Genomic DNA, 5,395 nt, shown 5'->3' with positions numbered 1-5,395 from the left:
GCGCGTCGAAAAGATTAAACAGGCGATGCGCAACGGCGAACTACAGATGGACGCCGATAAAATCGCCGACGCGCTGCTGCGAAATATCCTTGAAGAGGGGTGACAGAGGCGCTCATGGAGAGTTTACAGGCCGCCTTAACCAGGCTGCAGGAAACGCTCAGTGAACTGGATGGCGTGCTGGCCGAAGAGATCAAACAGCTCAGCGGCGCGACTATCCATCCGGTTTCCCTTCAGCACCTTTCCGATATGAAAAGCCGCCTGCTGGCGACTGTCGCCTGGCATGACGAACAGCGGAAACAGCAGGAAGATCGTCTGCAGCTGTTTGCCCCCTATCAGCCGCAGCCTGCGCTGGCCGCACAGTGGAGCGTCATGCTGCCGATGATTAAACGGGCCAGCGAAATGAACCAGCAAACCCGCCAGCTGCTGGAGATGCATCTGCAGCGAGCGCGCCATTTAACCCGCGCGATAGATAAAACGGCGGCGGCCCCCGGGCTTTATACTGCTGGCGGGCAATCGGACTCTAACGGCTCGACGCGCGCTTACGATATTACTATCTAGCCGCCCTGGGGTGGCGGTCTTTACCCTCCTTTCCCGCTGTGCGATGGCGGTCTTTAACGCCCCTTTCCCGCTGTGCGATGGCGGTCTTTAACGCCCCTTTCCCGCTGTGCGATGCCAATACTTAATGCGCTTTCTGCCATGCGATGGCGGTCTTTATCCCCCTTTCCCGCTGTGCGATGGCAATACTTAATGCCCCTTCCGCCGTGCGATGGTGAGCTTTAACGCCCCTTTTTCGTTAGCGGGGGCTCTCCTGCTCCGCCATGCGATAACCGGCTGACGCCACGAAATAGCTCTTCGCGGCCTCATGGCGCTCCTGATGCTACCGCCCGCTGGCCGCTTCAGCGGCGCTAAACGCTTTGCCGCCTGCACGCCCGCGAAATTGGTCCTACCAAAACCTGTTGTTTGTGACAAATCTTCCAGCCTCAAATGAAAGTTTTAGCGAAAGATTGCATTCATCCCCGCACCAGATAAACAATTCTTTAACATTTACGCGCTTTTTGGTCTGACCAGCCTTGCGGCTGCGTGCTGTCTGACTGCGGCGCTCCCCGACCGCTGCCGTTTACAGGCAGGCACTCTTCTGGAGAATCAGGATCATGCAAAACTGGCAGCAACTTTACGATCCGCTCGATAATATCTGGCTGTCGAGCCTGATTGCGGCGCTTCCCATTCTCTTTTTCTTTTTCGCGCTGACGCGGCTGCGGATGAAAGGCTATCTCGCCGGCACCATCACGGTGCTGATCGCGCTGGCGGTGGCGCTGCTGTTCTACCGTATGCCGATCGACCAGGCGCTCGCCTCCGCCGTTTACGGTTTCTTCTACGGTCTGTGGCCTATCGCCTGGATTATCGTCGCCGCGGTGTTCGTGTATAAAATTACGGTGAAAACCGGCCAGTTTGGCATCATTCGCAACTCCATTTTGTCGATTACCGAAGATCAACGCCTGCAGATGTTGATCGTCGGCTTCGCCTTCGGATCCTTTCTGGAAGGCGCCGCCGGCTTCGGCGCGCCGGTGGCGATCACCGCCGCGCTGCTGGTCGGTTTGGGCTTTAAGCCAGTCTACGCCGCCGGGCTTTGCCTGATTGTGAACACCGCGCCGGTCGCCTTCGGCGCGATGGGCATTCCGATTATCGTCGCCGGCCAGGTCACCGGCGTGGATGCAATGGCGATCAGCCAGATGGCGGGGCGCCAGTTGCCGTTCCTGACCATGATCGTGCTGTTCTGGGTCATGGCGATCATGGATGGCTGGCGCGGGGTGAAAGAGACCTGGCCTGCAGTGGTGGTCTCCGGCGGCTCTTTCGCTATCGCCCAGTACCTGACCTCCAACTTCCTCGGCCCGGAGCTGCCGGACGTGATCTCCGCACTGGTCTCCCTGCTCTGCCTGACGCTGTTCCTGCGCGTCTGGAAGCCGGCGCGCATTTTCCGCTTTGCTGGCGAGGAGGAAAGCGGCGAACCGCAGCGCGTCGAGCGCTACAGCGCGGCGCAGGTGATGCGCGCCTGGATGCCGTTCCTGTTTTTGACGCTGACCGTCACCCTGTGGAGCATTCCGCCGTTTAAGGCGCTGTTCGCACCCGGCGGCGCGCTGTATGACTGGGTCTTCTCTTTCGCCGTGCCGTTCCTGCATCAGCAAGTGATCAAGATGCCGCCGGTGGTCGCCACCGCCACGCCTTACGCCGCTATCTACAAGCTCGACTGGTTCTCTGCCACCGGCACGGCAATTTTTATCGCTGCGCTGCTGTCGGTGATCTGGCTGCGCATGCGCCCCGCGCAGGCGATAAGCGCCTTTGGCGAAACCCTGCGCGAGCTGGCGCTGCCGATTTACTCCATCGGCGCGGTGCTGGCGTTCGCCTTTATCTCCAACTATTCGGGCCTCTCTACCACGCTGGCGCTGGCACTGGCCCATACCGGCAACGCCTTCACCTTCTTTTCACCGTTTCTCGGCTGGCTGGGCGTATTCCTCACCGGCTCCGATACCTCCTCTAACGCGCTGTTCGCCGCCCTGCAGGCGACCACCGCGCAGCAGATCGGCGTGCCGGAGGTGCTGCTGGTCGCCGCCAACACCACCGGCGGCGTTACCGGCAAAATGATTTCACCGCAGTCGATCGCTATCGCCTGCGCCGCGGTGGGGCTGGTCGGCAAAGAGGCCGACCTGTTCCGCTTTACCGTTAAGCACAGCCTGATTTTCACCTGCATCGTGGGGATTATCACTTCGCTGCAGGCCTGGGTTTTCCCGTGGATGATCCCGTAATGCATGAAGAACAACGCCTGGCGGAGAGCCTGGCGCAACGCCTGAGGGCTTTTATTGACGAGCAGCGGCTGCAGCCGGGCGAACGGCTGCCGGCGGAGCGCCAGCTGGCGCAGCAGCTGACAGTCTCCCGTTCGTCGCTGCGCGAGGCGCTGCAGAAACTGATCAGCGAAGGGGTACTGATCAGCCGGCGCGGCGGCGGCAACTTTATTGCCGAACGCCCGGCGGACTGGTCGGCGTCGCGGCTGGTGATGCCGCTCAGCACCCTGCTGGCGGACGACCCCGGTTACCGCTACGACGTGCTGGAAGCGCGCATCGCCATTGAATCCAGCACGGCGTGGCACGCCGCGCGCCGCGCCACGCCGGAAGACAAAGCGCATATCGAGCGCTGCTATCAGATGATGCTGCAGGTCAGCGATCGCGACGATCCCGACCTGGCTGCCCACTCCGACGTGCGCTTTCATCTGGCGATCGCCGAGGCCGCCCACAACCTGGTGCTGCTGCAGGCGATGCGCGGTCTGTTCGATCTGCTGCAGTCGTCGGTGATGCAGAGCCGTCAGCGGATGTACACCGCGCCGGAGATTTTCCAGCAGCTGGCGGTGCAGCATCAGGCGATCTGTCAGGCGATTATCGCCGGCGATGCCGAACGGGCGCGCAGCGTCACTATCCACCACCTTGAATTTGTTGACGCCACCATGCGCAACCTGCATGAGGAAGAGGCGCGACGGGCGCGCAGTATGCGCATTCCGGACAGTAAAGCGTAAGCGAGGACTACCGTGATTATCTCATCAGCAAAAGATTACCGAGCCGCAGCGAAAGCCAAAGTGCCGCCGTTTCTGTTTCACTACGCCGACGGCGGCGCTTATGACGAGTACACCCTGAAACGCAACAGCGACGATCTGGCGCAAATCGCGCTGCGCCAGCGCATTCTGCGCAATATGTCCTCGCTGAGCCTGGAAACGCAGCTGTTCGGCGAGACGCTATCGATGCCGGTGGCGCTGGCGCCCGTCGGCCTGTGCGGCATGTATGCGCGTCGGGGCGAGGTACAGGCGGCGCGCGCGGCGGATAAAAAGGGCATTCCTTTTACGCTCTCCACCGTGTCGCTCTGCCCGATTGAAGAGGTCGCCCCGGCGATGCAGCGCCCGATGTGGTTCCAGCTCTATGTGCTGCGCGATCGCGGCTTTATGCGCAACGTGCTGGAGCGGGCGCAGGCGGCGGGCTGCTCGACGCTGGTGTTTACCGTCGATATGCCGGTGCCGGGCGCGCGCTATCGCGATGCGCACTCCGGTATGAGCGGCCCGAACGCGGCGATGCGCCGCTATCTGCAATCGGCGCTCTATCCGCAATGGGCCTGGGATGTCGGCATTCATGGCCGCCCGCACGATCTTGGCAATATCTCCGCCTACCGCGGCGAGCCGACCCACCTGGAGGATTACATTGGCTGGCTGGGCAATAACTTTGACCCTTCGATCTCGTGGAGCGACCTGGAGTGGATCCGCGATTTCTGGAAGGGGCCGATGATCATCAAAGGCATCCTTGACCCGGAGGATGCGTGCGACGCGGTACGTTTCGGCGCGGACGGTATCGTGGTATCGAACCATGGCGGCCGCCAGCTGGACGGCGTACTCTCCTCGGCGCGCGCGCTGCCCGCCATCGCCGACGCGGTAAAGGGCGAACTGGCGATCCTGGCGGACGGCGGCGTACGCAGCGGGCTGGATGTGGTGCGCATGATCGCGCTGGGCGCGGATACCGTGCTGCTGGGCCGCGCGTTTCTCTATGCGCTGGCGGCGGCGGGCGAGGCGGGCGTCAGCAATCTGCTGAACCTGTTTGAAAAAGAGATACGCGTGGCGATGACGCTGACCGGCGCGCGCTCGATCGCGGAAATTACCCGCGATTCGCTGGTGCAGGCGGCGGCGCCGATGGAGCCTGACGCGCTGGCGAAGGCGGTAGCCAACGACTAAGGCGCGGCCATAAAAACAGAAAACCCGGCGGAGAGGCCGGGTTTTTTATCTTATCTGCTCACGCCTGAGGCTCAGAACTGTTCCCAGCCCCCCTGTGAGGCGGTCGCCGCGGCCGGCGTCGGCGTCAGCACGCGCGGACGCGGCGCGCTGACCGCCGGACTGCGCTCAAAGCCGCGCTGCGCGGTTTTAAACACGGCCACCGTCTGTTCCAGCTGTCGCGCCTGATCTTCCAGCGACGAGGCGGCAGCGGAGGACTCTTCAATCAGCGCGGCGTTCTGCTGCGTGGTGGTATCCATCTCGGTCATCGCCTGGCCGATCTGCAGGATGCCGCGGCTCTGCTCTTCGGAGGCGCTGGCGATCTCGTTCATGATGCCGCTCACCTGAGAGACGGAGCGCACGATGTCATCCATCGCCTGCCCGGCGCTGCTGACCAGCCGCGAGCCATTATCGACCTTCTGCCCCGCTTCATTGATCAGCGTTTCAATTTCGCGTGCCGCCGTGGCGCTGCGCTGTGCCAGACTGCGCACTTCGCCTGCCACCACCGCAAAGCCGCGGCCCTGCTCGCCGGCGCGCGCTGCTTCCACCGCCGCGTTCAGCGCCAGAATGTTGGTCTGGAAAGCAATACCGTTGATCAGG

Annotated in this window: 6 protein-coding genes; 5 read left to right on the top strand and 1 reads right to left on the bottom strand. The window is 62.4% G+C overall.

Going from position 1 to position 5,395, the window contains the following annotated elements:
* The 5 genes from HA46_RS20420 to lldD all read left to right on the top strand — a co-directional run.
* Positions 1-103, top strand: a 103-nt coding sequence (locus HA46_RS20420; RefSeq protein ID WP_208857429.1) for a flagellar biosynthesis anti-sigma factor FlgM, incomplete at its 5' end; no start/stop codon positions are given.
* An 11-nt stretch (positions 104-114) separates the two neighbouring features.
* Positions 115-558 carry a flagella synthesis protein FlgN gene (locus HA46_RS20415; RefSeq protein ID WP_033755977.1) on the top strand — a complete coding sequence of 148 codons (444 nt, stop codon included), beginning with the start codon at positions 115-117 and terminating at the stop codon, positions 556-558.
* Between the two features lie 593 nt (positions 559-1,151).
* Positions 1,152-2,801 carry an L-lactate permease gene (gene lldP, locus HA46_RS20410; protein WP_033755975.1) on the top strand — a complete coding sequence of 550 codons (1,650 nt, stop codon included), beginning with the start codon at positions 1,152-1,154 and terminating at the stop codon, positions 2,799-2,801.
* Positions 2,801-3,562 carry a transcriptional regulator LldR gene (gene lldR / locus HA46_RS20405; RefSeq protein ID WP_048786607.1) on the top strand — a complete coding sequence of 254 codons (762 nt, stop codon included), beginning with the start codon at positions 2,801-2,803 and terminating at the stop codon, positions 3,560-3,562. Before lldP ends, lldR begins: the two co-directional genes overlap by 1 nt.
* A 12-nt stretch (positions 3,563-3,574) precedes the next feature.
* A complete protein-coding gene (gene lldD / locus HA46_RS20400) occupies positions 3,575-4,759 on the top strand; it encodes an FMN-dependent L-lactate dehydrogenase LldD (RefSeq protein WP_048786605.1) in 1,185 nt (394 codons plus the stop codon).
* Between the two features lie 71 nt (positions 4,760-4,830).
* Here the strand turns inward: lldD and HA46_RS20395 are convergent.
* The coding region (locus HA46_RS20395) for a methyl-accepting chemotaxis protein (RefSeq protein WP_244277561.1) at positions 4,831-5,395 on the bottom strand (565 nt) is incomplete at its 5' end.

Origin of the sequence: Pantoea septica (assembly GCF_002095575.1) — a bacterium.
Taxonomy (GTDB): Bacteria; Pseudomonadota; Gammaproteobacteria; order Enterobacterales; family Enterobacteriaceae; genus Pantoea; species Pantoea septica.
Note: the sequence above shows the minus strand (reverse complement) of the source record. Positions and strands in the feature narration are given on the sequence as shown.

Excerpts from the sequence above, each read along its gene's own strand:
- HA46_RS20415 (WP_033755977.1), top strand. The coding sequence starts at position 115 with ATGGAGAGTTTACAGGCCGCCTTAACCAGGCTGCAGGAAACGCTCAGT.
- lldR (WP_048786607.1), top strand. The coding sequence starts at position 2,801 with ATGCATGAAGAACAACGCCTGGCGGAGAGCCTGGCGCAACGCCTGAGG.
- lldP (WP_033755975.1), top strand. The coding sequence starts at position 1,152 with ATGCAAAACTGGCAGCAACTTTACGATCCGCTCGATAATATCTGGCTG.